The following is a 24,610-nucleotide window of genomic DNA, read 5'->3' as shown; positions in this document are numbered from 1 at the left end:
CCATGACGGGGTACATCCTCAAGCGACTGCTCTCGGCCATCCCGGTGCTGCTGGGGATCACCGTGATCGTCTTCGCGATCATGGCGCTGATCCCCGGCGATCCGGCGACTGCGATCCTCGGATCCTATGCGACGCCGGAAAACGTCGAGAAGCTTAACCGCGACCTCGGGCTCGACAAGCCGCTGGTGCAGCAGTATTTCATCTGGCTCGGCAATATGCTGGGCGGGGATTTCGGTACCTCCTTCTCGCTCAACCGGCCGGTGCTCGACGAGGTGGTGGAGCGCTTCGGGGCGACGCTGGTTCTGGCGGGCACGGCCTTTGTTCTCTGTTCCATCTTCGGCATCGTGGCGGGGGTGATCTCGGCGGCGAACCAGTACGGCTGGGCCGACAAGAGCATCACCTTCGCGGTGCTGCTGGGGATCTCCATCCCGTCGTTCTTCCTCGGCATGATGATGATCCTGATCTTCGCGGTGAAGCTGAGGTGGTTCCCAGTCTCGGGCATGTGGCCGATCTATGGTGACCGCGACCTCTGTGCGCTGATCCAGCACCTGACTCTGCCCGCCATTGCTCTCGCCGTGGTGGCAACCGGGGTCATCGCGCGGCTGTCGCGCTCGGCCATGCTCGAGGTGCTGCGGCAGGATTTCATCCGCACCGCGCGGGCCAAGGGGGTGCACGAGCGCGGGGTGATCTGGCGCCACGCGCTGAAGGCGGCCATGGTCTCCATCATCCCCGTGCTGGGCATCCAAGCGGGCTTCGTGCTGTCGGGCGCGGTCTATATCGAGATCGTCTTCCAGTGGCCCGGGGTGGGGCGGATGCTGGTCGATGCGATCCTCAAGCGCGACATCCTGCTGGTGCAGGGCGGAGTGGTGCTGGTCGCCGCATGCTACGTGCTCTTCAACATCGCGGTGGACGTGGCGCAGAGCCTGCTCGACCCGAGGATCAAGACATGAGCGGCTTTCTCAAACTCCTCGCCCGCAACCGGCTGGCACTGGCCGGGGGCGTCGTGATGGCGCTGGTGGTGCTGCTTGCGCTGGTCACCCCGCTTCTGCCGCTGGCCGATCCCGACGTCACCAACACCGGCGCGCGCTTCCAACGGCCGTTTTCCGAGGGCGCGCTGCTGGGCACCGATCATCTTGGCCGGGACCTGCTGTCGCGGCTGCTCTGGGGCACGCGGCTGTCGCTGGCGGTGGGCTTCGCCGCGGCCATCGCGGCGGCCAGCATCGGCGCGGCGGTGGGCATCATCTCGGGGTTCTACGGCGGGCGCACCGACAACCTGATCATGCGCGGCGTCGATATGCTCATGGCCTTTCCCTACATCCTGCTGGCGCTGGCCATCGTCGCGGCGCTGGGGCCGGGGCTGCTCAATGCGCTGATCGCCGTGGCGGCGGTCAACATGCCCTTCTTCGCGCGCAATATCCGCGGCATCACGGTCGGCCTCGCGCATCGCGAGTTTATCGATGCCGCGCGGCTTTCGGGCCTGTCAAACACCCGCATCATCCTGTCGGAGATCCTGCCCAACGTGATCCCGGTGATCGTCATCGCCATGTCCACGACCATCGGCTGGATGATCCTCGAGACGGCGGGGCTCAGCTTCCTAGGCCTCGGCTCGCAGCCGCCGCAGGCGGATCTGGGCTCGATGCTGGGCGAGGCGCGCTCGGCGCTGATCACCAACCCGCACACCTCGGTGGTGCCGGGGCTGATTATCCTGATCATCGTCATGTCGATCAACCTGCTCGGCGACGGGGTGCGCGACGCCCTCGACCCGCGGCTGAAGTCCGGCGCGCTGTCGCGGCCAATGGCGGCGACCCGGGTGGACCGCAAAGGCCCGGTGCCGGAAAGCGCGGGGCAGGGGCTGCTCGAGGTGCAGGAGCTGCAGACCCAGTTCCACGTCAAGGACCGGGTTTACCGCGCGGTGGGCGGCGTGTCGCTGCATGTGAAGCCCGGTGAATGCCTTGGCCTCATCGGCGAGAGCGGCTCGGGCAAGTCGGTCACCGCACTCAGCGTCATGGGGCTGGTGGCCTCGCCGCCCGGGGTGATCGCCGGCGGCGCGGTGCGCTACGAGGGCGAGGACCTGATCGGCGCGTCCTACGGCCGTCTGCGCGACATGCGCGGGCGCAACGTGGCCTATATCTTCCAGGACCCGCTGGCGACGCTGCACCCGCTCTACCGCGTCGGCGACCAGCTCATCGAGGCGATCCGCGCCCACCGGCCCATCGGGCAGAAGGACGGCCGGGCCCGGGCGCTGGAGCTGCTGAAGTCGGTGCGTATCCCGAACCCCGAAAAGCGCCTGAGCGACTACCCGCACGAGCTCTCGGGCGGCATGCGCCAGCGCATCGGCATCGCCATTGCGCTTGCCAACGAGCCCGACGTGATCATTGCCGACGAGCCGACCACCGCGCTCGACGTCACGGTGCAGGCGCAGATCCTCGCGCTGCTCGACGACCTGCGGCGCGAACGCGGGCTGGCTATCGTCTTCATCACCCATGACTTCGGCGTGGTGGCGCAGCTCTGCGATCGGGTGGCTGTGATGTATGCCGGGCGCATCGTCGAAGAGGGGCCGACCAAGGCGATCCTCGACACGCCGCTGCATCCCTATACGGCGCGGCTCATGGCCTGCGTGCCAGAGCTCGGCACGGGGAAAAGGCGGCTCGAAGCGATCCCCGGGCTGCCGCCAGTGGTGGACCGCCTGCCGCAGGGCTGCGCCTTTGCCGAGCGGTGCACCCGGGCGCGGCCCGACTGCCGGGCCACCGAGATCGACCTGCACCGCGCCGGGATGCGCGCGGTGCGGTGTATCCATCCCGAAGCGCCGCTGCAGGAGGCCGCAGAATGAGCGTCGCGTTGAAGCTGACCGACTTGTCGAAATCCTTCGCCGTGGGGCGGCGGCTCTTCGGCGGACCGGTGGGACATGTCCATGCGGTGCATCCGATCACGCTCGAGGTACCGCGGGGCGAGACGCTGGGCATCGTCGGTGAGAGCGGCTGCGGCAAGTCCACGCTGGCACGCCTTCTGGTGGGCCTGATTGCGCCCACGACGGGGAGCATCGAGATCGACGGCGCGGCGCTCGACAACGCCAACCCGGCCCTCTTCGGCAAGCGCATCCAGTACGTCTTTCAGGATCCGATCTCCTCGCTCAACCCGCGCAAGACCATTCGGCAGATCATGGAGGCGCCGCTGAAGCGCCTGCACGGCATGGGCCGGGCCGACCGCAACCGGCGCATTTCCGAGATTTTCGCCAGCGTGAACCTGCGCGAGGAATTCCTCGAGCGCTACCCGCACGAGTTCTCGGGCGGGCAGGCGCAGCGCATCGGCATCGCGCGTGCGCTGGCGGCGCAGGCGAGCACCCTCATTCTCGACGAGCCGGTCTCGGCGCTGGATGTCTCTGTGCAGGCGCAGGTGCTGAACCTGCTCGCGGACCTCAAGGCCGAGTTCGGGCTGACCTATCTGTTCATCTCGCACGATCTGGCGGTGGTCGAGGCGGTGAGCGACCGGATCGCGGTGCTCTATTTCGGCTCGGTGGTCGAACTCGGCCCGGCCGTGGAGGTGTTCCGCGCGCCGCGCCACCCCTACACCAAGCTGCTCGCCGACAGCGCGCCGGTGGTGGGGCGCCCGCTGCGGGCGCCCGAGCAGGAGGGGACAGAGCTGCCCGATCCGCTGAATCCGCCACCCGGCTGCGCCTTTGCCGCGCGCTGCCCGCGGGCGACGGACCGCTGCCGGGCCGAGGTGCCGCGGCTCTCGGCGACGGGCGGGGCGACGCAGGTCGCCTGCTTCCACCCTCTGAGCTGAGCCTCCGGTCCGTGCCGCCAGGTCAACCGTTGCCGAAGCGCCGCGTCATGAGCCGATCATGCCGATCAGTAGCCGGGCGCTGGACCTTTTTCCCGATCTGCGCAAGCGTTCCGGGCCGCCGATCCCCGTCGCCCGCGGGGCGTCGCAGTCCCAAGACCCGATCGGCGCGCCGAGGGCAGGCAAGCTGATGGAGACCCGAGCCATGCACGACATCTTCCCAAGGTCCCGAGGGGACCGCAAGCGGCAGCTGCAGGCAGGGCCGGGCACCCGCGGGGCAAAGGCAGGCGTGGCATGAAGGGCGTCATCGCGACGACGAGCGGCGTCGATCTCTGGCGGCTCTATCCCCCGGTGTTCGGCGAACACGCCCCGGAGCTCACCGTCCTGCGCCCCGAGGATGTGGCCGACAAATCCGAGGTGACCTTCGCCTTCACCTTCCGGCCGCCCGACGATCTCTTCGAGGGGATGAGCAACCTGAAGGCGATCTTCTCCGCCGGGGCCGGGACCGACGCGATCATGGCCTGCCCGTCGCGCCCGGCGCATGTGCCGGTCTTCCGGGTCGAGGATGCGGACCAGGCGCTGCAGATGGCGGCCTTCGCCACGTTCCACGTGGTCTGGCATCACCGCGACATCGGACGCTACGTTGCGCAGCAGGCGCACGCGGAATGGTCGCGCGCCGCGTCCGGCTTCTCTGCGGAGCATCGCCGGGTCGGCGTGCTGGGCTTTGGTCACATGGGGCGGGCCATCGCCAAGGCGCTGGTGGGACTGGGCTATCCGGTCGCAGGCTACGCGCGCCGGGCGCCCGAGCCGGCGGAGCCGGGGGTGGAGCATTTCCATGGAGACGGGCTGGAGGCCTTCCTCGCCCGCACCGACATCCTGGTCAACGTGCTGCCGCTGACCGGTGCGACGCAAGGGATGATCGACGCGGCTCTCCTGTCGAAACTGCCGCAGGGCGCGGCGCTGGTGCAGATCGGGCGTGGCGGGCAGGTGGTCGAGGAGGATCTTCTGGCGCTGCTCGATGCGGGGCATCTCTCGGGCGCCTCGATGGATGTCTTCGAGACCGAGCCCCTGCCGCGCGAGCACCCGCTCTGGACGCATCCGAGGGTGCTGATCACCCCGCATGTCGCCTCGATCCCCGAGCCGCGCTTCGTCGTGCAGTCGATCCGTGAAAGGCTCTCGTCGCTCTGATTCTGCTGCCCGAAGGCCAGTCGCAGGCTCAGGCCCGGAGCCCCACTCGGATCCGGGTGACCGTGCCGTCCGCGGCCACCTCGGAAATCTCGCCGCTGGGCTCCTCGAGGAAAAGCAGCGCGACAAAGCCAAGCACCGCGGTGCTCGCGATGACGAAGAAGAAGGTCGCGGTGTCGACCAGTGTGTAGACGAGAAGGTAGACCACCGCGCCGACATTGCCGTAGGCCCCGGCCATCCCGGCGATCTGCCCGGTGAGCGAGCGCCTGATCAGTGGCACCACGGCAAAGACCGCGCCTTCGCCCGCCTGTACGAAGACCGAGCAGGCCATGGCGACCGCCACCGCCCCCCAGATCGGCCAGTCGGCCCCGATGAGGCCCATGGCGGCATAGCCCGCCGCCAGCCCGGCGGTGAGGATCAGCAGTGTCGGGCGGCGGCCGAAGCGGTCCGAGAGCCAGCCGCCGCCGGGCCGCGACATGAGGTTCATGACCGCATAGGCCGAGGCCAGCACGCCCGCCGACACCGGCGAGAGGCCGAAGGTCTCGGCAAAGAACAGGGGCAGCATGGAGACCACCGCCAGCTCCGAGCCGAAGGTGGCGAAGTAGAGGGTACTTAGGATCGCCACCTGTCGGAAGCTGTAGCGCTCGAGGGCGGGGACCTCGCCGGTCAGGACCAGGCGGTTGGCGCGCAGGGTCAGCATCGTGTCGCACAGAAAGAGCAGCAGCAGGCCGGAGCAGACCGCCTGCAGCACCGCGCTCGAAAGGAGTTCCACCTCGCGCAGCCGCCAGGCCAGGGCGCCGAGCGCGATGCAGAGCGGCAGCTTCATCGCCAGCAGGAGGAGCAGGTCCGTCTTCGAGGTGACCTGCATCGCGGTGGCAGTCCTTGGCCGGAAGTAGGTTCTGCCCTCTGGCACGTCGCGCACCGCAGCGCGGTAGACGACCCCGTAGATCAGGGCCAGCGCGCCGGTCAGCCCGATCGCCCATCGCCAGCTGTCCTCGCCGCCGATCCAGAGCGCGACGCCGGGCAGGGTGAAGGCCGCCGCCGCCGAGCCGAAGTTGCCCCAGCCGCCGTAGATGCCCTGGGCCGTGCCCAGCTCTTCTGTGGGGAACCACTCCGAGATCATGCGAATGCCGATGACGAAGCCCGCGCCGATGAAGCCGATGGCCAAGCGCGCCAGCGCGAGCTGGGTAAAGCTGTCGGCCATGGCAAAGGCGAAGCAGGGGAGCGCTGAGACGATGAGCAGCCCCGAGTAGACCCGCCGCGGCCCCCAGAGGTCGGTCAGCGCGCCGATCACGATCCGCGCGGGAATGGTCAGCGCGACATTGAGCACGAGGAGTGTCGTCACCTGAGCCTGGTCGAGCCCGAGGCTGTTGCGGAGTGCCTGCAGCATCGGCGCGAGGTTGAACCAGACGACGAAGGTCAGGAAGAAGGCGATCCACGTCAGGTGGAGGATGCGCATCTTGCCGGTGAAGGAGAGGAGGTCGAATTTCTGGCGGGACATGACGGCTCTGGCTGCTGCTGTGCCCTCACTCTGCGCCGGGCCGAGGGCTTGCAACGGAGGTGGGCGATGCGGCCACGGAAATCCCCGGAAATCCGCGGACCAAAGCGGCAAGTGCCCAAGGAATGACCGCCGCGTCGGGGCTGGCTTGGGCGTGGGGAGCGCGGGTCAGGGAAAGACCAGGTAGCCGCCGCGCCCGCCGTCGAGGGTGAAGCTGGCGCTGCTGCCGCTGCCCTCCTCGGGAGTGGCAAAGAGCGCGTTGCCCTGAGCGCCGTCGGTGCAGGCCAGCGCCGAACCCATGCTCGGGAAGAGCGCGGGTGGCCCGTCGAGCTGGCCGAGGCAGGTGATGCGGCTCTCGGGCAGGGTGAGCAGCAGCACGTAATTCTCGCCGTCCGAGCTGAGCACCTGTCCCAGCGCCGTGCCGCCGCCGTTGAGCTCGCCGATACCCTGCTGCGCCTGCCCGGGCAGGGCGGGGGCCGCGGTGGCGGGGGCGCGCTCGACGATGGGTGGCTGGCTGAGGCGGGGAGAGGCGCTTTGCGGCGCGCTGCCCGCCGGGGCGCGGGCGAATTGCGGATCCGCTTGGTGCGGGCGGGGCTGTCGCGCTCGAGGGTCATCACCGGCTCGCGCACCGAGCCGTCGGCGCCGGGCACGCGGGTGCCGAGGTCGATGGAGACGCCCAGCCCGCCGTAGCCGCCCCAGCCCGGCGCCCAGTCACCTCCCCAGCCGGGACCACCGGGCCAGCCGGGACGGTTCGGAAGATCCGGACGGCTGGGCCAGCCCGGACGCACCGGCCAGCGGAAGGCGGGGCTGCGCGCGGCGGCGTCGAGATCGACCGCCGGAACCTGCGCCGAAAGTGGCGCGGCGAGGGCGATCAGCAGCGGGGCGAGGCGGGGGAACCTGAACATCGGGGTGACCTCCGAAAGCGAAAAAGTGTCGTCCTCAGAGTGGCATGCAACCCGAGGCCGAACGCAAGTCGGAAGTTCGCAGGGCAGTTCGGCGGAAGTATGGCGCCGTCAGGCGCCGAAGCGCCTGGCACGCAGGAGCACCGGCCCGAAAGCTCACACGTAGCGGTTCCAGAGGTTCTCGAGCCGCTCCTGCCGCCCCGAGCGCGGCTCGGGGTTGATCGCCCGATCCCGCACCCGCGCCTCGATGCTGGCGAGGTCCGAGGTCAGCAGGGCCTTGTTCTCGGGGGTCTCCCAATCGGCGTAGCGCTCGGTACGCAGCGCCTCGAGAGTGCCGTCCTCGAGCAGCGCCGCCGCTGCCTTCAGCCCACGCGCGCAAACGTCCATCGCCCCTGCGTGGCCGAGGATCAGGTCCTCCGGATCGAGCGATTGCCGCCGCAGCTTGGCATCGAAATTGGTGCCGCCTGTGGTGAAACCGCCCGCCTTGAGCACCTCGTAATAGGCCCGCGCCACCTCGGGCACGCTGTCGGGGAACTGGTCGGTGTCCCAGCCCGACTGATAGTCGTTGCGGTTCATGTCGATCGAGCCCAAGAGGCCCAGCGAGGCCGCCAGCGCCAGCTCGTGCTCGAAGCTGTGCCCGGCAAGGATCGCATGGCCCTGCTCTATGTTCAGCTTCACCTCGTTCTCGAGCCCGAAGCGCTTGAGGAAGCCGTAGACCGTGGCGACGTCGAAGTCGTACTGGTGCTTCGAGGGCTCCTGCGGCTTCGGCTCTATGAGGATCGTGCCCTCGAAGCCGATCTTGTGCTTGTAGTCGACGACCATCGACAGGAAGGCCCCGGCCTGCTCGGCCTCGCGCTTGAGGTCGGTGTTGAGCAGCGTCTCGTAGCCCTCGCGTCCGCCCCAGAGCACGTAGTTCTCGCCGCCGAGCTTGTGGGTGGCGTCCATGCAGGTCTTCACCGTCGCGGCGGACCAGGCAAAGACCTCGGGGTCGGGGTTCGTGGCCGCACCGGCCATGAAGCGGCGGTGGGTGAAGAGGTTCGCCGTGCCCCAGAGCAGGCGGGTCTTCGAGCCCTCCATCTTCTGGGTGAAGTAGTCGGTGATTTCCTCGAGGTTGCGCGTGGTCTCGGCGAAATCCGCGCCCTCGGGGCGCACGTCGGCGTCGTGGAAGCAGAAGAAGGGCACGTCCAGCAGGTCGAACATCTCGAAGGCCACGTCGGCCTTCATCTTGGCCCTCTCCATCTCAGAGCCGAACCACGGCCGGTCGAAGGTGCGCCCGCCGAAAGGATCGCCGCCCTCCCAGGCAAAGCTGTGCCAATAGGCGATGGCAAACCGCAGATGATCCTCCAGCCTCTTGCCCATAACGATCTCGTCGGGGTTGTAGTGGCGGAAGGCAAACTCGCTGCCCCCTTCCGGCTGGTAGGTGAGTTTCGGGATGTCTCCGAAGAAGCTCGTCATGAGTGCCTCGCAGTGAGAAGGGGTGCCCTTGGAAATGCGGTTCAGCGGTGCGGATGCTTTCCGAGGATGATCATCCCGAGGATGTCCTCGTCGGTGACCTCGTCGACGTTGACCGTGCCGACGAGTTGGCCGTTCTTCATCACCGAGGCGCGGTCGCAGAGCTTCATCACATTGTGGATGTCGTGCTCGATAAGGAAGATGCCGAGGCCCTGCGCCTTGAGTTGCTCGATCAACTCGGCGACCATCTGCGTCTCCTGCGGGCCGAGCGCGGCGGTGGGCTCGTCCATGATCAGGATGCGGGCGTTGAAATAGACCGCGCGGGCGATGGCCACCGATTGCCGCTGCCCGCCCGAAAGCGCCTTCACCGGGTCCTGGAACTTGCGGAAGTTGGGGTTGAGCCGGGCCATGATCTTGCGCGTCTCGGCCTCCATCTGCGCGTCGTCCACCAGTCCAGTGGGGGTCACCAGCTCGCGCCCGAGGAAGAGGTTCGAGGCGGCGTCAAGATTGTCCGCCAGCGCCAGCGTCTGGTAGATCGTCTCGATGTTGTAGCGGCGGGCGTCGCGCGGGTTGTGGATCTCGGCCTTTTGCCCGTCGATCAGGATCTCGCCGCTGTCCATCCGGTAAGCGCCCGACAGGCACTTGATCAGCGTCGACTTGCCCGCGCCGTTGTGGCCGAGCAGGCCGACCACCTCGCCGGGGTAGAGATCGACGGTGACGTGATCGACCGCCTTGATGCCGCCGAAAGAGACCGAGACGTCGCGCATCTCGACCAGCGGAGGTCCGGTTCTGTCAGCCATCACGCGTCTCCCGTGCGCTTGCGGTAGAGGATGTCGATCAGCACGGCGAACACCAGCACGATGCCGACGACGATGTTCTGGAACGGCGCATCAACGCCGACCATTGCCATGCCCGATTGCAGCGACTGCATGATCAGCGCGCCGAGGATGGCGCCATAGATCGTGCCGATGCCGCCCGCCAGCGCGGTGCCGCCGATCACCGCCGCGGCGATAACGCGCAGCTCGTCGAGCGTGCCGATGTCGTTGGAGTGGAACGACAGGCGGGCCGAGGCGACCATGCCGGCGAGCGCGCAGAGCACGCCCATCACCGCGAAGACCTTGACCGTCAGCAGGCGGGTGTTGATGCCGGAAAGCTCCGCCGCCTCGGGGTTGCCGCCGGTGGCGAAGATGTAGCGGCCGAGCCGCGTGCGGCGGGCGACCATGGTCATCACCACCGCCACGGCGATCAGCAGCAGCACCGAGTAGGGGATGCCGTAGCCCGCGCTGAACCCTTCGGGCATGGTCTCGCCGCGCGCCTCGAAGGAGCGCCGCAGCACCCGGGTCGGCACCTCATAGGCATTGAGGATGGCCACGAAGCCGAGGATCGCCGCCGCCGAGAGCGCCATGAGCACGCCTTCGGCCCAGACCGGCTTGACCGGGAACTCGTGGTTGATCCGCGCCTTGCGGGCCTGCGCGATGGCGGCCCAGGCGACCAGCGTGGCAAGCACGCCGAAGATCCAGCTGCCGGTGACGCCGAGCGTGCCGCCGATGCCGCCGAGGGTCTGGAAGGTGTCGTCGAGTGGGCCGATGGTCTGTCCGCTGGTGAGGTACCAGGCGACGTTGCGCCAGACCAGCAGCCCGCCGAGCGTGACGATGAAGGCGGGCACGGTCAGATAGCCGACGATCCAGCCCTGGAAAGCGCCGATGATCCCTCCGGTGAGCAGCCCGACAATGATCGCCAGCGGCGCGATCACCGGGTTGCCGTAGTCCAGCCCGAGGCCGGGCAGCAGCTTTGTCTGGGTGATCGCCATCATCGCCGAGCAGGTGGCGAGCAGCGCGCCGACGCTGAGGTCAATGTTGCGGGTGACGATGACGAAGACCATGCCCGTGGCCATGATCGCCACGCTGACCGTCTGGATCGTCAAGTTGAAGATATTGCGCGGGGTGAGGAAGCGGCCGTCCGTTAGGACGTTGAACACGATGCAGACCAGGATGAACGCGCCGACCATGCCAAGCAGGCGGGTGTCGAATTCCAGGGTCTTGAAGATGTTCCTGCGGCCGGCCCCTGCGCCGGAGGCGTTCGCCTCTGCCATGGTGACCTCGGGGGATTGAAGAGATGCGTTGCGTGGAGCGCCCCGCCGCACCTGTGATCAGGCGGCGGGGAGCGTGTCTTTCGGCCGTGCGCCGCGATCAGTTGCAGGGGGCGGGGCCGCCCGAGACGCCCTGGCACAGCGCGTCCTTGCTGATCCAGCCCGCGTCGACCACGGTCTCGAGGTTGTCCTTGGTGATCGGCACCGGCTCGAGGAACTTGGCCCAGAGCGTGGTGCCTGCCGGGGAGGTCCATTCCGCCGCGCCCTCGATGTCGCTGGCCATGGTGTCGCCGGCCAGCTGCACGGCGATCTCGCCCGCCGCCTTGCCCAGCTCGCGCGCGTCCTTCCACACCGAGACGGTCTGGGTGCCGCGGGCCACGCGGTTCAGCGCGGCGTGGTCGCCGTCCTGGCCTGAGACCGGGATGCCGTCGAGCCCCTGCGCGGTCAGCGCCGCCACGGCGCCGCCGGCGGTGCCATCGTTCGAGGCGACCACCGCGTCGACCTTGTTGTCGTTGGCGGTCAGGATCTGTTCCATGTTGCGCTGCGCGTTGGCGGGCAGCCAGCCGTCTGTATAGGCCTCGCCGACGATGGTGATCTTGCCGCTGTCGATGGCCTCCTGCAGCACCTCTTGCTGGCCGCCGCGCAGGAAATCGGCGTTGGGATCGGTGGGCGAGCCCTTGATCATCACGTAGTTGCCCTCGGGCGCCGCATCGAGCACCGCGCGGGCCTGCATCCGGCCGACCTCGACGTTGTCGAAGGTCAGGTAGAAGGCGCGGCTGTCCTCGATCAGGCGGTCATAGGCGATCACCGGCACGCCCTCGTTGGCGGCGGCCTCGACCGCGGGGATGATGGCCTGGGTGTCCTGCGCGAGGATGATCAGCGCGTCCACCCCCTGCGCCATCAGCGACTCGACGTCCGACAGCTGCTTCGAGGACGAGGATTGCGCGTCGGCCGAGACATAGCTCGCGCCCGCGGCTTCCAGAGCCGACTTGATCGCGGCCTCGTCGGTCTTCCAGCGCTCCTCCTGGAAGTTTGACCAGGACACGCCAACGGTCTGGGCGGATGCCGTTACGGCAAGCCCGAGTGTGATGGCCGCAGAGGCCAGCAAGGTCTTATACATGTTTTCCTCCCTAGGTGCCCCGGTGGGGCGTGCGTCGTTCTCCCTCGACGCTAGGTCAGCCTGAGCCTCTTAAATTCAGTTGTCAAATTAAATTTGGCCGCGCATATTGCTGGATAGGGCAAATTTCGGCCATAACTCCTGACCTTGTGCCCTTCATGTGGCCTGGGTGTGGATTTCAGGCTGAAATTTGTTTTTGGAATAAATGAATTCGGGGCGTCCCAGCGACATGAACGACGAGGCGGAAATCATCGGCTGCGGCCCCCTCCTCCAGTCCCCGGACTCGGCGCTGCGCCCGCTGCGCCAGCAGGTTTTCGAGCATGTGCGCGCGCTCGGGCGGGTGCCGCGGGTGCAGGTGGCCAAGGACCTTCGGGTCAGCCCCGCCTCGGTCACCACGATCACCTCCGAGTTGATCGAGACCGGCTTCCTCGAGGAAGTACAGGCGGCGCGGGTCGGGGACAGCGGGCGCGGGCGCCCCGCAGTGGCGCTGCAGGTCCGGCCCGGCGTGCATCACGTCATGGGGATGAAACTCTCGGACATCCATCATACCGCGGTTCTTGCCGACCTCTCGGGCCGGGTGATCGCCACCGCCTCCATGCCGCGCACCCCGGGGCAGCTGTCGGTGCAGGCGGTCGGCGAGGTGACCGAGGCGCTCATGCGCGAGGTCTGCGGTGCGGCCGGGGTCGAGGCGGGGTCGCTGCGCGGGCTCGGGCTCGGGGTGCCGGGCTTCGTCGATGCCGAGACCGGGCTGGTGCGCTGGTCGCCGATCCTCGATCTGCGCGATACCGACCTCAGCCCGGCGCTCTCGCAGCGGCTTGGCCTGCCGGTGCATATCGACAATGACGCCAACCTCGTGACCCTCGCCGAACTCTGGTTCGGGGCGGGGCGGACCATGTCGAACTTTGCCGTGGTCACCATCGAGCATGGCGTCGGCATGGGGTTCGTCATGAACCACCGGCTCTATCGCGGCGCCCATGGCATGGGGATGGAACTGGGCCACATGAAGGTGCATCTCGACGGGGCGCTCTGCCGCTGCGGACAGCGCGGCTGTCTCGAGGCCTATGTCGCCGACTACGCGCTGGTCCGCGAGGCGCGCACGGCGCTGAACCTGCCGGACCTTGAAACCCGCTCGGTGCGGGCGCTTCTGGAAAGCCTCTTCAGCCAGGCCAAGGCCGGCAACCCGGCGGCGCATTCGATCTTCCGCCGCGCCGGGCGCTACCTGTCGTTGGCGCTGGCCAATGTCACCAACCTCTTTGATCCGCAGCTCATTATCCTGTCGGGCGAACGGATGCGCTACGATTACCTCTATGCCGAGGGCACGCTGACCGAGATGAAGACGATGATGATCGAAACCGGCCGCGGGGCGCCGAAGGTCGAGATCCACGCCTGGGGCGACATGGTCTGGGCACGCGGCGCGGCGGCGCTGGCACTTGAGACGCTGACCGAGCAGATGCTCGGCGCGGGCCGCGAGATGGCAGCGCAATGAGGCGGGCGGCAGCTCTTCTGGCGCTGGTGCCGTCGGTGGGCACGGCGGGGCCGGTCTTTTTCGACGACAGCGCGGGCCTGCCGGTCGCGCACCTCTATTCCGGCGGCTGGGAGCATTTTGTCGGCGGCGGGCTGGCCGCCTTCGACTGCAACGGCGACGACCTGCCAGAGCTTTTTGCCGCCGGGGGCACCGCGCCCGCGGCGCTTTTCGTCAACAGATCCGAGACTGGCGGGGAGCTACGCTTCGAGCCCGGCGAACTGCCAGAGCTGACCGGCGTCACCGGCGCCTACCCTCTGGACGTCGACAGCGACGGGCAGCTCGATCTCTTCGTGCTGCGGGTCGGACCGAATGTCGTGCTGCGCGGGCTCGGCGAGTGCCGCTTCGAGGATGCCTCCGAGGCGTGGCAGCTTCCGCAGCGCGACGCCTGGTCCACCGCTTTCGCCGCCACCTGGGAGGCCGGGCAGGATTGGCCCACGGTCTTTGTCGGAAATTACGTCGACCGTTTCGACCCCGATGGCCCCTTCGAGGCCTGCGACAGCAGCGAGCTGATCCGCCCCGGCGACACCGGCTTCGGCGCGGTTGAGACCATCGAACCCGGCTGGTGCACCCTCTCGGCGCTGATCTCGGACTGGCGGCGCAGCGGCACGCCCGAGCTGCGCCTGTCGAACGACCGGCACTACTACGTGAAGGGCGGCTACGAGCAGATGTTCCGCCTCTCTCCGCTGGAGGAGCGCACCGATTGGGCCAAGGTCTCGCTCTGGGGCATGGGGATCGCCTCGCGCGATCTCACCGGTGACGGGCTGCCCGAGGTGATGATGACCTCGATGGGCGACCAACTCCTGCAGTTCAACCGCGGGCAGGGGTTCGAGGATGCGCCCTACGCGCAGGGCACGACCGCGCACCGGCCCTATACGGGGGGGCGACGGGAGGCCCTCGACCGGCTGGCACGCGGAATTCGGCGACGTCGACAACGACGGACGGGCCGATCTCTTCATCTCCAAGGGCAACGTCGACCAGATGCCCGGCATGGCAATGGCCGATCCCAATTCGCTGCTCATGCAGGGGGCGGACGGGCATTTCGCCGAGGCCGGGCTCGAGGCAGGCATCGCCACCATGCACCGCGCCCGCGGCGCGGCGCTGGCCGATCTGAACAGCGACGGGCTGCTCGATCTGGTGGTGGTGAACCGCCGCGCCCCGATGGAGCTCTGGCGCAACGTGACCGAAGCGGCGGGGGGCTGGGTCGGGGTTGGTCCGGCACAGTCGGGGGTGAACCGCCATGCGGTTGGCGCCTGGGTCGAACTGCGCTCTGCCTCCGGCGTCCAGGCGCAGGAAGTCACGATCGGCGGCGGCCACGCAGGGGGCAGCGCCCTGCCGCTGCACTTCGGTCTCGGCGCGGAGACGGAGGCCGAACTGCGAGTGATCTGGCCGGATGGCGTGGCGGGCGACTGGCAGGCCGCGCGCCCCGGCGAGGTGATGCGGGTCGAGCGGCCCTAGGGGCTCAACGGTCCACTGGCAGGCCCGAGGGGACTGTCTCCGGCACGCCGAGGCGTCCCGAGAGCGCAACCGGATCGGTCAATGTCTCGAGAAAGGCCATGAGCGCCGCGATCTCGTCTTCGGTCAGCACCGTGCCCGGCCCGGCGGCGGCGACCAGTGCCTGAACCTCGAGAGGGTCGTCCAGCACCGCCCAGTCGGGCTTCGTCTCCGGCAGCTCTGGGAGGACGACATGCCGTGCGTAGTGCCCCAGCCCCTCGGCGCGCGCCGAATGGTCGGCGACGAAAGTCGCCAGGTCGTCATGTCCGCCAGCGTGGCCCCATGGCCCGGTCTTCGCCACATTGCGCAACGAGGGCGTGCGGAAGGCGAAACGGTCCTCCTCGCGGCCGGTCACCCGCATCCGCCCGTCGTCGCGCGCGTGATGCTCGAAGCGCTCGGCCTTGCCCGGCCCGAGCTGCGGCGCGCCCATGGCGTGGAAATCGTGGTCGGTGAGGAAGGGGCCGGAGTGACACGCTGCGCAGCCCGCCTCGCCGAAGAAGAGCGCGGCACCCTCGGCCGCCGCGCCGTTCAGCGGCATCTCGCCACGAAGCGCCGCGTCGAAGGGACTGTCGTCGGAGCGCCACTCAAAGGCGACAAAGGCGGCGATGGCATTGGAGATGTCGGTGAAATGGATCGGCGCGCCCTGCGTCACATGCGGATAGACCGCCTCGAAGCGCGCGGCATAGCCGGGGATCGCCGCAACCCGCCGCGAGATGATGTCCCAGGCGCCGCCGTCGCCGGTGATCCGCCCTGAGCGCACCGCCTTGGAGACGTCGCTCTCGGAATAGTGCCCGGCCATCTCGTCGGGCGAGAGCACCGGAAACATGGTCTGGGCCGAGAGCACCCCCGAGAAGCCTTGCTCCATGTCCTCGGCCATCGGCGTGCGGATGCCGGCGGGACGGGACGGGTCGGCCTCGATCCGGCCATCGTGGAAGAGCGTGGTGAATTCATGTGCCCCAAGGTTGAAAAGCGCCGTGGCGTTGCGCGGGATGCGCTGCTCGGGGGTGTCTTCGGTGGTGACGTGGCGGTCGGGCCCGAGGCCGACGGCGCCCTCGCCGAGCCCGAGGCTCAGCCCGTCCGAAGTGGCAAACCGCGGGTGGTGACAGGTGGCGCAGGCAATGTTGCGGTTGCCAGAGAGAAGGCGGTCGTAGAAGAGCAACCGCCCCAGCGCGACTTCTTCGGCGCCGGTCTCCACGAAATCCGCATCGCCCACGGCGCGCGGCAGGCGCGTCTCCGCCGTGGCGGCGCCCGCCAGCACGGTCAGCCCCGCCAGGGCCATGCCCATCCTGCGCATCGTCTTCTCCTCCCCCTCGGTGGGATATTGATGACACGCGGGCGGTGCATGCGGCAAGCGGCGGGTTTGGGGGCGCTGCCCCCGTCCGCTGGCGCGGACTCCCCCGGGATACTTGGGCCTAGAAGAAAGGCTCAGCGGAGGGCGAGACCTTCGGCGTCGAAGGCGTGGATTTGCGCGGGCTCGAAGGCGAGCCCGCAGGGGGCGCCAGGGGTCAGTTCGGGGCTGTCGATGGCGCGCACCGTGAGGCTGCCCGCGGCGCCGCAGTCGACGATCACATAGGTGTCGGCGCCGAGGTATTCGAGTACGTCCACCGTGCCGTCGAGCTGGCCCTGCCCGGGGGCGGTCAGCGCGATGTGCTCGGGGCGGATTCCGAGGTGCCGGGCGGCGGCGGGCAGTGGCTCGGGCAGGTTCAGCCCCGCCACCCCCGTGGGCATCACGTTCATCTTCGGCGAGCCGATGAACTGCGCGACGAAGAGGTTGCCGGGCCGCTCGTAGAGCGCGCGCGGGCTGCCGACCTGGCTGATCTTCCCGGCCTCGAGCACGACGATGCGGTCGGCGAGGGTCATCGCCTCGACCTGGTCGTGGGTGACATAGATCATCGTCGCGCCGAGCGCCTGGTGCAGCTTGGCGATCTCGTAGCGCATCTCGACGCGGAGGGCGGCGTCCAGGTTCGACAGCGGCTCGTCGAAGAGAAAGGCGGTGGGGTCGCGCACGATCGAACGGCCGATGGCGACGCGCTGGCGCTGGCCGCCCGAGAGGTCCTTGGGGCGGCGCTCGAGCAGCGGCTCCAACTTCAGCACCCGCGCGGCCTCGTCCACCTTGGCGGTGATCTCCGATTTCGGCGCGCCCGCGGATTTCAGCGAGAAACCCATGTTCTCGCGCACCGACATGTGCGGGTAGAGCGCGTAGCTCTGGAACACCATGGCGAGGCCGCGCTCGGCGGGGGGCGCGGCGGTGGCGTCACGCCCGCCGATGGTGATCTGCCCGCGCGAGGTCTCCTCGAGCCCGGCGATCATCCGCAGCAGCGTGGACTTTCCGCAGCCCGAGGGGCCGACGAAAATGACGAACTCGCCTTCCTCGACGGCGAGGTCCACGCCCTTGATCACCTGCGCGTCGCCGTACCATTTCTCGACGGATTTCAGCTCGATGCCAGCCATGTCAGTCATTCCTTGTTGGTCTGGAGAGGGGCGCGGCCCGTCTCATCCTTTAACCGATCCGGCGGTCAGCCCCTTGGTCATGAAGCGCTCGAGCCCCAGGAAGAGGACCATGATCGGCAGCGTGGCGATCACCGCGCCCGCCATAAGGTGCTGGCGCGGCACCTCCGAGGAGTTCAGCGAGGCGATGCCGCGGGTCAGGGTGAACTTTCCCGGATCGTCGAGCAGCATGAAGGCCAGCAGGAACTCGTTCCAGGCGATCATGAAGACGTAGAGCGAGACCGAGGCCAGCGCCGGCAACGACAGCGGCAGGGTGATGCTCCAGATCACCCTGAGCCGCGACAGCCCGTCCATCAGCCCCGCCTCCTCGACCTCGGACGGCAGTCCTCGGAAGTAGCCCTGCAGCATGTAGAGCGCCACGGGAATGGTGGTGACCGGGTAGATCAGCACGATGCCGAAGATCGTGTTGCGCAGCCCGGTCATCGAGAAGGCGATGTAGATCGGCAGCGCGAGCACGATCATCGGCACCATGTAGATCAGCAGGATCGAGCGCGAGAAGACCTTTTGCCCACGGAACCGCAGCCGCGCCACGGCGTAGGCGCCCGGGATGGCGAAGGCCAGGGTGATCAGCACGGTCAGCACCGAGACGTAGAAGGACGTCCACAGATAGCTGCCGAAATTGTAATCCCGCATCAGCTCGACGTAGGACCGGAAAAGGCCGAGTCCCTGGCCCAGGTCGAGCGAGAAATCCAGCGGGTTCTGCACCAGCGCCGCCTGGTTCTTCAGCGATGTCATCACCATCACGTAGAAGGGGATGACCACGATGGCGGTGAAGAAGATGTAGCCGAAGCCGGTCAGGAACCGGATCACCGCCGCCTCGAAGACGTGGCGGGTGAGCGCGCCGGGCACCACCTTGTCGAGGATCTTCCAAAGGCCCAGTCCGGTGAAAAGCACGGTCGCGAGGTGTCCGATCCAGCGTGCCAATGGGGCCGCCTCCGGGGCGATGGCGATGGGCGAAAGACCCGCCAGGCCGGAGGCGAGCAGCGCGGCCAGGCCGAGGCCGAGTGGCAGCGCGGGCCCGCTGCCGCCGCGCAGGCAGGCCAGCCCCATCAGCGCCCCCCCAGGGCAGCGACAGCCATGAAGGCCGGAAGCCGGCGCCGGTGGCAAAGCTCATGGCGACCGCCACGGTGGTGGCGATGACGAAGCCCCAGAGGCCGCCCAGAAGCGGCGCGGTGACATATCCGAAACGCAGCGCTCTCATGAAAGCCCCCTCTTTCTTCTAGGCGGAAATATCCCGGGGGTCCGGGGGCTGGCCCCCGGTCCGGCGCCGGTGGCGGGCCGCAGCATCGCGCAGACGCGCCTCACAGCCCCTCCTCCCGGCTCATCACGCGGAAGAAGACCAGCGAGAAGAGGATCAGCGACAGGAAGATCACCACCGCCACCGCCGCGCCCGCGCCGATGTTCGACAGGGCAAAGGCCTGCTCGTAGACATTCACCGTCAGCACGCGGGTGCCGGCATTGCCGCCGGTGAGCAGGAAGATGTCGTCGAACTTGTTGAAGGTCCAGATGAAGCGCAGCAGGAAGAGCACCGAGAGGATCCCCAGCAGCTGCGGCAGCGACAGGTAGCGGAATTTCTGGAACGGCGAGGCGCCGTCCATGTCGGCGGCCTCGTACATGTCGGTGTCGATCGACTGCATCCGCGCGAGGATGAACAGGAACGACAGCGGGAAATAGCGCCAGATCTCGAAGAGTGTCACCATGATCAGCGCCAGCGGCCGCTCGCCGAAGAAGTTGATTGCCTGCGAGGTCACGCCCATCTGCATCAGCAGCGCGTTCGCCGAGCCGGAGTAGGGGTCGAACAGCAGGATCCAGGCGAAGGCGACAGCGATCACCGGGGCGACATAGGGAAAGAGGTAGAGCCCGCGCAGGAGGCCCTGGCCGGTGAAGCTCTTGTCGAGCAGCATGGCGGCGAAGAGCCCGAGGATCAGCGCGCCGGCGGTGCCAAAGACCGTGTAGAAGAGCGTGACGCCGAGCACCGACCAGAATTCCGAGCCGTCGAAGATGCGGGCGAAGTTCTCCAGCGTGAAGCTCGAGAAGGAGGTGAGCACGTTGTTGGCCTTGCCGGTGATCACCGGCTCGGTCTCTTCGACGTCCGGCCCTTCGAAATAGCTTGGGTCGGCCGCGACGGGGATGCGGATCTGGTCGCGGAAGCCGCCCTCCCAGTCGCCGAGATCGCAGCGTAACGTGGACCCTTCGAGCGTACAGCGCGGGTCCATCTCGGAAGCGGTCAGCCCCTCGGGCCAGCTGTCGGTCAGGGTGACACCGGTGATCGCCTGGTCCTGCGAGGAATTGCGCAGGCGGTAGCGCAGGTAGGCGTCGGGATCGCCCGCCTCGAGATCGCCGCGGATGTCCTCGCGCACCACCGGCGCGGGCGGGCGCAACTCGGCAAGGCCGATCGGCTTGAAGGCGATCCAGAAGACCGCCAGCAGCGGCAGGATCACCACCAGTGCCACGGCGATCAGCGTCGGCATCAGCAGGCCCCAGGCGAGCCGCGCCTCGCGGCGGGCGAGCGGGCCCATGCCCCTGGGCGGGCGGGCCATGTCAGGTGGAACGGGTTCCGTCATGGACACCCTCCGGTCTTGCACGTCGGAAAGGAAACGGGGCGCCGCGTGAGCGCCCCGCCATGTCGGGGGTTACTGGATCGCGCCCAGCTCGTCGTTGAGCTGCGTGACGGCTGCTGCGGCATCGATCTCGTCGTCGATGAAGGCGCGGACCACGCGGTTCACGACCTGGCTGTTGACCATCTTCGAAGCCAGCGCCATCTGGCCGACGTCGGCGCCCCATCGCTGTGCCACATCGAGGCCAGCGACCAGCTCGTCGACGGTGTCCTCGCCATAGAGATCGACGAGAGACGCCTGGCGGTCGACGCCGACCGGCAGCTTCGACCATTCCTTGACGAAGATCTCGGGATCCTCGTCGGTGCCGCGGCGGACGGGAAACTTGCCCTCGGGTGCGATGGCCAGCGTGTCGAGATAGCCCTCGTCCATCGAGTATTTCACGAAGGCCTCGGCGACATCGGTGTTGGCATCGCCGGTGATGCCGAGGAAGTTCAGCTCGGCAAAGGCGGCGCCATCGGGATTGGACGGTCCGGAGAAGTTGGTGACGATGCCGGTCTTCCCGGCCAGCTCGGCCGAGGTCGGATCATCGTTGATGGTGGGCGGCGCGCTGTCGCGGAGGCCGGCCAGCTCGTCGAGGATGAAGGGCGACCAGATGGTCATCGCGGTGTTGCCCGAGAAGTAGATCGTCCGGGCCTGGTCCCAGTAGAGATCGCCCGGCGGCGAGGCCTTGGCGATGGCCTTGTAGAACTCCAGCACCTCGGTGGTCTTGGCCTCGTCGAGCTCGGCAAAGCCGTCGGCGCCGACCGGCGAGACACCATTGGCAAGGAAGACATGCTCGAGCACCTGGCTCATGAAGGCCTCGTCGACCTTGGTGGCGGCGACGAAACCGTACATCTCGGGCGGGTTGTGCAGCTTCTCGAGCGCGGCTTCCACGTTGGCGTAGCTGGTGGGCGGCTCGAGCCCGGCCTCCTCGAAGAGGTCCTTGCGGTAGATGATCATCTGCGTCCAGCCATCGGCGGGCACCGAGGCGAAGCCGTCGTCGAACTCGGCCATCTTCAGCGCACCGGGGGCGAAGGTGGCGCCGCCCAGCTCCTCGATCACGTCGGTGGCGGCATCGGGGTCGAGGATGCCGGCCTCGGCCCAGGGCAGGGCGTAGGACAGCGGGTGGTATATGACATCGGGCATGTCGCCGGCGGCGAAGGCGGCGGTGGCACGGGTGCCCATCTCGCTCTCGGTGACCGGGATCACCTCGACCTCATGGCCGGTGGCCTCGGTGAAGGCGGCGGCCATGGCCTCCTGCTTGGCGAGCCGCTCGGGCTGCTCCTCGATGGTCCAGAACCGGATCGTATCGGCGTGGGCCATCCCGGCGGTCAGCGCCAATGCCATGGCGGTGCCGCCGAGACCTCGGCGTTTGATGGGTGTCATCGTCTTCCTCCTGTTGTTGGTCGTCAAACCAGCGGGCGGAAGGGGATGGGCGCAAGATGCGCAAAGCATGAAAAAGGACGGGCGCGCAGATGCGCGCGGATGCCGCAATGCGGCAAGACCTCCTCCCTGGAAAACCCCTTCACAACCATAAACAATTGAACAATCTCCTAGCAGGAGACTTGGGGCTCAAACCGCTTTAAGCAAGGAAAAAAAGACGCCGCAACGCAGCAACTTACCGGGTTTCCGGGTCAGATTGAGACTTTTTCGAGCAGTGCCTCGCGATCGATCTCCCCGGCCTGTCCGGAAAGCGACACAGCGCCCCGGGTGACCGCGTAGAAGCTGTCGGCCAGCCCCCAGGTGAAATCGAAATATTGCTCGACCAGCACCACCGCCATGTCGCCCTGATCCCGCAGCTGCGCGATGACCCGGCCGATCTGCTGGATGATGTTGGGCTGGATGCCCTCGGTCGGCTCGTCGAGGAGCAGCACGCGCGGCCGGGTGATCAGCGCGCGGGCGATGGCGAGCTGCTGCTGCTGCCCGCCCGAGAGATCGCCGCCGCGGCGCTGCAGGAAGTCCTTGAGGATCGGGAAGAGCTCGAAGATATGCGCCGGCACGCCGCGCTCGGAACGGTCGAGGCAGGCAAATCCGGACTCGAGGTTCTCCTGCACGGTCATCAGCGGGAAGATCTCGCGCCCCTGCGGCACGTAGGCGATGCCGGCGCGGGCCGCCTGATAGGCGTTGAGGTGCTCCAGCGGCTTTCCGTCGAGGCTGATCGTTCCGCTGGAGTAGGGGTGCCGCCCGGCGATGGCCTTGAGCAGCGAGGTTTTGCCCACGCCATTGGTGCCCATAACTGCGGTGACCTTGCCGGGCTCCGCAGCGAGGCTGATCCCGTGCAGGATCTGGCTCTGCCCGTAGTGCAGGGTGAGGGTGTCGACTTTCAGCATGGCATCTCGCTCCATTCGCAAATCTCTTCGAAGAGATTTGCAACGTCCTTCAAGGGACGTTGCAGGTCAGCGTGTGTCTTCATCGTCCAAGGTAGACGTCGATGACGTCCTGGTTTGCGGTCACGTGATCCAGCGAGCCCTCGGCCAGCACCGAACCCTCGCAGAGCACCGTCACCTTGCAATCGAGCCGCCGCACGAATTCCATGTCGTGCTCGACCACCACCACCGCGTGTTTCGTGGCCGCGCGGCGCAAGAGGTCGGTGGTATGCTCCCGCTCCGCCGGGGTCATCCCGGCGGCGGGCTCGTCGACCAACAAGAGGCGCGGGTCCTGCGCCAGCAGCATGCCGATCTCGAGCCATTGTTTTTGCCCGTGGCTTAGCTCGCCCGAGATCCGGCCGAGCTGGTCCGAGAGGCCGATCTCGGCGGCGATGGCCTCGATCCGCTCGGCCCCGGCGCGGGTCTTGCTGTGGAACAGCACGTCAAAGGGCCCGCGCTTGTTTTTCAGCGCCATGGCGAGGTTCTCGCGCACGGTCTGCGCCTCGAAGACCGTGGGCTTCTGGAACTTGCGCCCGACCCCGGCGCGGGCGATCTGGCTTTCGCTCATCTTGAGCAGCGAGACGGATTTCTCGCCCCAGAGCACGCGGCCCTCGTCGGGGCGGGTCTTGCCGGTGATGATGTCCATGAAGGTGGTCTTGCCGGCGCCGTTGGGGCCGATGATCGCCCGCAGTTCGGGCTCGCCGATGCGGAACGACAGGTTGTTGATCGCCTTGAAGCCGTCGAAGCTGACAGAGACGCCGGACATCTCGAGCAGGGTGCTCATTTCTCTTCCTCCCCTTCGACGGTGCGCCGCGCGCCCTGATCGGGGCCGAAATCGCCGACCCGCTCGGGCACTGCGTGGCGGCGGCTGAAGAGATCGAAGATCCCGCCGATGCCCTTGGGCGCCAGCAGCGTCACCGCCACGAAGCTGAGCCCCAGCAGCACCAACCACCAGTCGGTCCAGTTGATCGTGTAGAAACCGAGGTTGATGTTGGGCGCGCCGCCGCCGGTGAACCAGCTCGACAGCAGCGAGACCACCGCAGCGCCGAGCGCCGCGCCATAGAGCCGCCCGCGACCGCCGATGGCGACCCACACCGCGAGGTAGATCGAGGCGATGGGGGCGATCTCGGCCGGGTTGATGATGCCTGCCTGCGGATAATACAGCGCGCCCGCGAGGCCCGAGATGATGCCGGTGAGCGTGAAGATGAAGAGCTTGTAGCTCTCCACGTGGTAGCCGAGGAAGCGCACCCGGTTCTCGTTGTCGCGGATGCCGCGGATCACCGAGCCCATCTTGCCCGAGACCACCCAGGCAAAGAGCAGGTAGCCGAGGCCGAGCGCCAGCGCCGAGCCCCAGAAGAACCAGATCGAGATGGTGGATTGCGGCACCGCGTCGAGCCCCGGCAGGTTCTGCAGACCGGAAAGCCCGTTGTTGCCGCGCAGGCCTGCCTCGTTCTGGAAGAGGTAGAGCGACAGCGCCAGGGTCATCGCCTGCGTCAGGATCGAAAGGTACACCCCGGTGACCCGGCTGCGGAAGGCGAGCCAGCCGAAAACCAGCGCGAGGATGCCGGGCACCAGCACCACCATCGCGAGCTGCAGCGGGAAGCTGTGCGCGAAGCCCCAGAGCCAGGGGAAGTCGGCGCTGCCGACCACGCCGAAGATCTGCTGGCCGATGGCGTCATGGATCTCCTCGGGGGTGGGCGGGATCGGCGCGGCGCGCAGGCTCTCGGCGATGATGAGCTCGGTGCGGGCATACATCAGCCACATGCCGATCATGTAGCCGCCGAGGCCGAAGAAGGCCATGTGGCCGAGGCTCAGGATGCCGGTGTAGCCCCAGACCACGTCCATCGCTACCGCGACCAGCATCAGGCAGAGCGTCTTGCCCAGCGTCTTGACGAAGGAGGTCGACAGGAACCCGGTGCCCGTCGCCGGCGCCAGCACGGTGACCAGCAGCACGAAGAGGGCGAGAGCCAGCAGGAACCAGGCGGCGGACTTGTTGCGGGCGAAGAAGCTGGTCATGCGCTGGCTCCCTGGGGCTGGGGGGCCGCGGGGGCTCTGCCCCGAGCCGCTGCGCGGCTCTCCCCCGGGATATTTCTGCCTAGA

Annotated in this window: 20 protein-coding genes and 1 pseudogene; 7 read left to right on the top strand and 14 right to left on the bottom strand. The window is 67.9% G+C overall.

Annotated elements, in window-relative coordinates; genetic code table 11:
• Positions 1-2: 2 nt before the first annotated feature.
• Genes CLG85_RS09295 through CLG85_RS09275 form a run of 5 tightly spaced genes read left to right on the top strand, consistent with a single transcriptional unit; the run spans position 3 to position 4,968 of the window.
• Positions 3-950: an ABC transporter permease gene (locus CLG85_RS09295; RefSeq protein WP_095884008.1), complete on the top strand. Its 948-nt coding sequence runs from the start codon at positions 3-5 to the stop codon at positions 948-950.
• On the top strand, positions 947-2,830 hold the full coding sequence (locus CLG85_RS09290) for a dipeptide/oligopeptide/nickel ABC transporter permease/ATP-binding protein (protein ID WP_095884009.1): 1,884 nt from the start codon (positions 947-949) through the stop codon (positions 2,828-2,830). Before CLG85_RS09295 ends, CLG85_RS09290 begins: the two co-directional genes overlap by 4 nt.
• A complete protein-coding gene (locus CLG85_RS09285) occupies positions 2,827-3,783 on the top strand; it encodes an ABC transporter ATP-binding protein (RefSeq protein ID WP_260348763.1) in 957 nt (318 codons plus the stop codon). The genes CLG85_RS09290 and CLG85_RS09285 overlap by 4 nt, the downstream gene beginning before the upstream one ends.
• A 58-nt stretch (positions 3,784-3,841) precedes the next feature.
• The gene (locus CLG85_RS09280) at positions 3,842-4,078 is read left to right on the top strand and encodes a hypothetical protein (protein ID WP_260348762.1); all 237 of its coding nucleotides are present in this window, start codon (positions 3,842-3,844) and stop codon (positions 4,076-4,078) included.
• Entirely contained in the window at positions 4,075-4,968 is an 894-nt protein-coding gene (locus CLG85_RS09275; protein WP_260348761.1) for a 2-hydroxyacid dehydrogenase, read from the top strand. Before CLG85_RS09280 ends, CLG85_RS09275 begins: the two co-directional genes overlap by 4 nt.
• A gap of 28 nt (positions 4,969-4,996) precedes the next feature.
• Here CLG85_RS09275 and CLG85_RS09270 read toward each other — a convergent pair whose 3' ends face one another.
• The 6 genes from CLG85_RS09270 to xylF all read right to left on the bottom strand — a co-directional run bounded on the left by CLG85_RS09270 (position 4,997) and on the right by xylF (position 12,026).
• Entirely contained in the window at positions 4,997-6,466 is a 1,470-nt protein-coding gene (locus tag CLG85_RS09270) for a NarK family nitrate/nitrite MFS transporter (RefSeq protein ID WP_095883353.1), read from the bottom strand.
• 165 nt (positions 6,467-6,631) lie between these two features.
• Positions 6,632-6,868, bottom strand: coding sequence for a hypothetical protein (locus tag CLG85_RS09265; protein WP_260348760.1), 237 nt, complete (start codon positions 6,866-6,868; stop codon positions 6,632-6,634).
• A 653-nt stretch (positions 6,869-7,521) separates the two neighbouring features.
• Positions 7,522-8,820 carry a xylose isomerase gene (gene xylA, locus CLG85_RS09260; protein ID WP_260348759.1) on the bottom strand — a complete coding sequence of 433 codons (1,299 nt, stop codon included), beginning with the start codon at positions 8,818-8,820 and terminating at the stop codon, positions 7,522-7,524.
• 41 nt (positions 8,821-8,861) lie between these two features.
• Positions 8,862-9,617, bottom strand: a complete 756-nt coding sequence (locus tag CLG85_RS09255) for an ATP-binding cassette domain-containing protein (RefSeq protein ID WP_095882933.1) — start codon at positions 9,615-9,617, stop codon at positions 8,862-8,864.
• A complete protein-coding gene (locus CLG85_RS09250; RefSeq protein ID WP_260348758.1) occupies positions 9,617-10,909 on the bottom strand; it encodes a sugar ABC transporter permease in 1,293 nt (430 codons plus the stop codon). Before CLG85_RS09250 ends, CLG85_RS09255 begins: the two co-directional genes overlap by 1 nt.
• 97 nt (positions 10,910-11,006) lie before the next feature.
• The gene (gene xylF, locus CLG85_RS09245) at positions 11,007-12,026 is read right to left on the bottom strand and encodes a D-xylose ABC transporter substrate-binding protein (protein WP_260348757.1); all 1,020 of its coding nucleotides are present in this window, start codon (positions 12,024-12,026) and stop codon (positions 11,007-11,009) included.
• 226 nt (positions 12,027-12,252) lie between these two features.
• Between xylF and CLG85_RS09240 the strand changes: the two genes are divergently transcribed.
• Positions 12,253-13,509: an ROK family protein gene (locus CLG85_RS09240; protein ID WP_224845711.1), complete on the top strand. Its 1,257-nt coding sequence runs from the start codon at positions 12,253-12,255 to the stop codon at positions 13,507-13,509.
• Positions 13,506-15,003, top strand: a pseudogene (locus tag CLG85_RS27715) (CRTAC1 family protein). Before CLG85_RS09240 ends, CLG85_RS27715 begins: the two are co-directional and overlap by 4 nt.
• 4 nt (positions 15,004-15,007) lie before the next feature.
• On the opposite strand, the gene CLG85_RS09230 reads toward CLG85_RS27715, so the two are convergent.
• The 8 genes from CLG85_RS09230 to urtC all read right to left on the bottom strand — a co-directional run bounded on the left by CLG85_RS09230 (position 15,008) and on the right by urtC (position 24,526).
• A complete protein-coding gene (locus CLG85_RS09230) occupies positions 15,008-16,333 on the bottom strand; it encodes a cytochrome-c peroxidase (RefSeq protein ID WP_260348756.1) in 1,326 nt (441 codons plus the stop codon).
• A gap of 131 nt (positions 16,334-16,464) precedes the next feature.
• On the bottom strand, positions 16,465-17,490 hold the full coding sequence (locus CLG85_RS09225; protein ID WP_224845716.1) for an ABC transporter ATP-binding protein: 1,026 nt from the start codon (positions 17,488-17,490) through the stop codon (positions 16,465-16,467).
• 42 nt (positions 17,491-17,532) lie between these two features.
• The gene (locus CLG85_RS09220) at positions 17,533-18,597 is read right to left on the bottom strand and encodes a carbohydrate ABC transporter permease (protein WP_260348754.1); all 1,065 of its coding nucleotides are present in this window, start codon (positions 18,595-18,597) and stop codon (positions 17,533-17,535) included.
• Positions 18,598-18,848: 251 nt separating this feature from the next.
• Positions 18,849-20,111: a carbohydrate ABC transporter permease gene (locus tag CLG85_RS09215; RefSeq protein WP_235865392.1), complete on the bottom strand. Its 1,263-nt coding sequence runs from the start codon at positions 20,109-20,111 to the stop codon at positions 18,849-18,851.
• A 69-nt stretch (positions 20,112-20,180) separates the two neighbouring features.
• Positions 20,181-21,530 carry an ABC transporter substrate-binding protein gene (locus tag CLG85_RS09210; protein WP_095882317.1) on the bottom strand — a complete coding sequence of 450 codons (1,350 nt, stop codon included), beginning with the start codon at positions 21,528-21,530 and terminating at the stop codon, positions 20,181-20,183.
• A 248-nt stretch (positions 21,531-21,778) separates the two neighbouring features.
• Positions 21,779-22,474, bottom strand: a complete 696-nt coding sequence (gene urtE, locus CLG85_RS09205; RefSeq protein ID WP_095882328.1) for an urea ABC transporter ATP-binding subunit UrtE — start codon at positions 22,472-22,474, stop codon at positions 21,779-21,781.
• Between the two features lie 79 nt (positions 22,475-22,553).
• Complete coding sequence (gene urtD / locus CLG85_RS09200) at positions 22,554-23,294, bottom strand: urea ABC transporter ATP-binding protein UrtD (protein ID WP_095882318.1); 741 nt, start codon at positions 23,292-23,294, stop codon at positions 22,554-22,556.
• On the bottom strand, positions 23,291-24,526 hold the full coding sequence (urtC, locus tag CLG85_RS09195) for an urea ABC transporter permease subunit UrtC (RefSeq protein WP_095882319.1): 1,236 nt from the start codon (positions 24,524-24,526) through the stop codon (positions 23,291-23,293). Before urtC ends, urtD begins: the two co-directional genes overlap by 4 nt.
• Between the last annotated feature and the right edge of the window lie 84 nt (positions 24,527-24,610).

Source organism: Alloyangia mangrovi (genome assembly GCF_002300555.2).
Lineage (GTDB): Bacteria > Pseudomonadota > Alphaproteobacteria > Rhodobacterales > Rhodobacteraceae > Salipiger > Salipiger mangrovi.
Note: the sequence above shows the minus strand (reverse complement) of the source record. Positions and strands in the feature narration are given on the sequence as shown.